This window comes from Pseudomonadota bacterium (assembly GCA_010028905.1).
Lineage (GTDB): Bacteria > Vulcanimicrobiota > Xenobia > RGZZ01 > RGZZ01 > RGZZ01.
Map to the genome: position 1 here is coordinate 1 of RGZZ01000575.1, position 2910 is coordinate 2910.

Annotated in this window: 3 protein-coding genes; 2 read left to right on the forward strand and 1 reads right to left on the reverse strand. The window is 69.3% G+C overall.

The features are described 5' to 3' along the window. Positions 1–376 (reverse strand): hypothetical protein (locus EB084_22980; protein NDD31128.1); only part of this gene is annotated, 376 nt, incomplete at its 3' end. 159 nt (positions 377–535) lie between these two features. On the opposite strand from EB084_22980, the gene EB084_22985 reads away from it, so the two are divergent. Next, entirely contained in the window at positions 536–1672 is a 1137-nt protein-coding gene (locus EB084_22985; GenBank protein NDD31129.1) for a D-alanine--D-alanine ligase, read from the forward strand. 105 nt (positions 1673–1777) lie between these two features. Further along, the coding region (locus EB084_22990) for a CoA transferase (protein ID NDD31130.1) at positions 1778–2910 on the forward strand (1133 nt) is incomplete at its 3' end.

The window sequence follows — 2910 nt, forward strand, 5'->3', positions numbered from 1 at the left end:
TCGGGCCGTCGATGCCCAGCGCCCCCGCCACCATGCCGTCGACCGCCAGGGCCGCTCCACCTGACGCGCGGTGAATGGGGCAAGCGGGGCCGAACCTCCCGTTCGGCTGCTCGGAAACCCGGCTGCCATGGGCCGTCGCCTCCCCCGCGGGCGCGGCCCGCCCCGCGCCCAGGGCCTCCTGCGCGCGTTCGAGGCTGCGATCGTGTCGGGGGAGCGGAGCGTTGTCGGTGCGGCCGAAGGCGAGCAGATGGCCCGCCGCGTCGACCACCGACACTGCAACCTCGAGCCCCCGCGCCCGCGCGGCGCGCACGGCCTCCGCCACCATGCGGGCGGCCGTGTCGTAGCGCAGCACCGGCCGGTGCGCGAAATCGGTCATGGCGCAACCCTCCTTCGATCATCGACGACCCTCTACATGCCCTGCCCATACCCATCTGCGGCCCCGTCAACCCTCTGGAGACCTCGGCGGAAGCCACGGCAGGAACGACATGCGGGCGAACGAAGTCTGGCCCACCCGTCTCGAAGTCAGGAGAAAGCCATGTCTGCACGCATCCGCATCGGCGTCATCTTCGGCGGCCGCTCCGGCGAGCACGAGGTCTCGCTGCGCTCCGCCCGCTCCATCATCGACGCCCTCGACCCCGCAAAGTACGACGTGGTGCCCATCGGCATCACCCACGACGGCCGCTGGGTGGCTGTCGACGACGTGAACCTCGCCCTGTCGCAGGGGGTGGAGCAGGCCGCGGGCACCCGCGTGGCCCTGGTGGCCGAGCCCGGACACAACGGCTTCGTCGCTGTGAGCGATGGCGCCAACACGCTCGACACGGGCAAGCGCCTCGACGTCGACGTGGTCTTCCCCGTGCTGCACGGCACCTTCGGAGAAGACGGCACCCTGCAGGGCCTCCTCGAGATGGCGGGCATCGCGTATGTGGGCTCGGGGGTGACGGGCTCGTCAGCGGGTATGGACAAGATCGTCATGAAAGACGTGTTCAAGGCCAACGGCCTGCCTCTCATACCAGACGACTGGTTCTTGCGCACCGAGTGGGAGCGCAACCCCGAGGCGATTGAGCAGCGCCTCGAGCAGCGTCTCGGCTATCCGCAGTTCGTGAAGCCCGCCAACCTCGGCTCGAGCGTGGGCATCTCGAAGGCGCGCAACCGCGCCGAGCTGTCGGCCGCCATCGCCGAGGCCGCCCAGTACGACCGCCGCATCGTCTGCGAGAGCGGCGTGCCGAGCACCCGCGAGCTCGAGTGCGCGGTGCTGGGCAACGACGATCCGAAGGCGTCGGTGGTGGGCGAGATCGTGCCGGGTGCCGAGTTCTACGACTACGCCACCAAGTATCTCACCAACACCTCGTCGCTGCACATCCCCGCCCCCATCGACGAAGGGCTGTCGAACCGCATCCGCGAGATGGCCGTGAAGGCGTTCCGCGCCCTCGACCTGGCAGGCCTCTCGCGCGTCGACTTCTTCCTCGACGGCGAGAGCGGCGCGCTGTATCTCAACGAGGTGAACACCCTGCCGGGCTTCACCTCCATCAGCATGTATCCCAAGCTGTGGGAGGCCACCGGAGTGGGGTATGCTTCTCTGGTCGACCAACTCGTGACCCTTGCCCTCGAGCGCCATTCCGAGAAGCGCCGCTCGCGCTTCACCTTCGGCGCGGCCGCTCCCTCGGCAACGTGATCTGCGCGTCGGCGCTGAGCGGCGCCATCGCGTCTTGAAGAGCCGGCCCCCCCGGCTCGCCAGCACGGCCCGCATCCGCAGGGCCATCATCAGAAGGAGAACGTCATGAGCTTCGCCCCCCGTCCCCTCGAAGGTGTGCTGGTTCTCGACCTGTCACGCATCCTCGCGGGCCCCTTCGCCACCCAGATGATGGCCGACATGGGCGCCACCGTCATCAAGATCGAGGAGCCTCGCGCGGGCGACGACACCCGCGGATTCGGGCCGCCCTTCGTCGAGGGCGAGTCGACCTACTTCATGGCCTTCAACCGCAACAAGCGCAGCCTCGCCGTCGATCTGAAGACCGACGAGGGACGGGCCCTGGCGCGCGACCTGGCGCTGAAGGCCGACGTGGTGGTCGAGAACTTCCGCCCCGGCGTGGCCGACAAGCTGGGGCTGGGATACGCGGCGCTGTCAGCGCAGAAGCCCTCGCTCATCTACGTGTCGGTGTCGGGGTTCGGTCAGACCGGTCCCGACCGCGAGCGCCCCGGCTACGACCTCATGGCGCAGGGGATGGGCGGGCTCATGTCGCTCACCGGCCCGGCCGATGGCGCCCCCTACAAGGTGGGCGTGTCGCAGGCCGACATGGTGGCCGGCCTCTACGCGGTGCAGGGCACCCTGCTGGCCCTGCTGTCGCGCGAGCGCACCGGCAAGGGGCAGCACGTCGACGTGTGCCTGCTCGACGGCCAGGTATCGCTGCTCTCGTTCATCGCCACCGCCTTCCTCAATACGGGAAAGACACCATCGCGCCACGGCAACGCCCACGCGTCCATCGCGCCCTACCAGACCTACAAGGCGGCCGACGGCTGGTTCAACGTCACCGTGGGGAACGACCGAATGTTCGAGTCGTTTGCGACGGTGGTGGGCCACCCCGAGCTGGCCACCGATCCGCGATTCGCCGAGAATGCAGCTCGCGTGTTGAACCTTGCGGCCCTCAACGCCATCATCGAGCCCGTGCTCGAGGCCCAGTCGAAGCAGCACTGGCTCGACGCCCTCGACGTCGCCGGGATCCCCGCGGGCCCCATCCTCACCGTCGACCAGGTGTTCGCCCATCCGCAGGTGGCCGCGCGAGAGATGATGACCGAGGTCGAGCACCCCACGGCGGGAACCGTGAAGCTCGTGGGCAATCCGGTGAAGCTCAGCGAGACGCCGGCGCGGGTCGACCTGCCGCCCCCCCTGCTGGGCCAGCACAGCGAAGCCGT

Coding starts and splice junctions, on each gene's coding strand:
- EB084_22985 (NDD31129.1), top strand. CDS start 536: ATGTCTGCACGCATCCGCATCGGCGTCATCTTCGGCGGCCGCTCCGGC.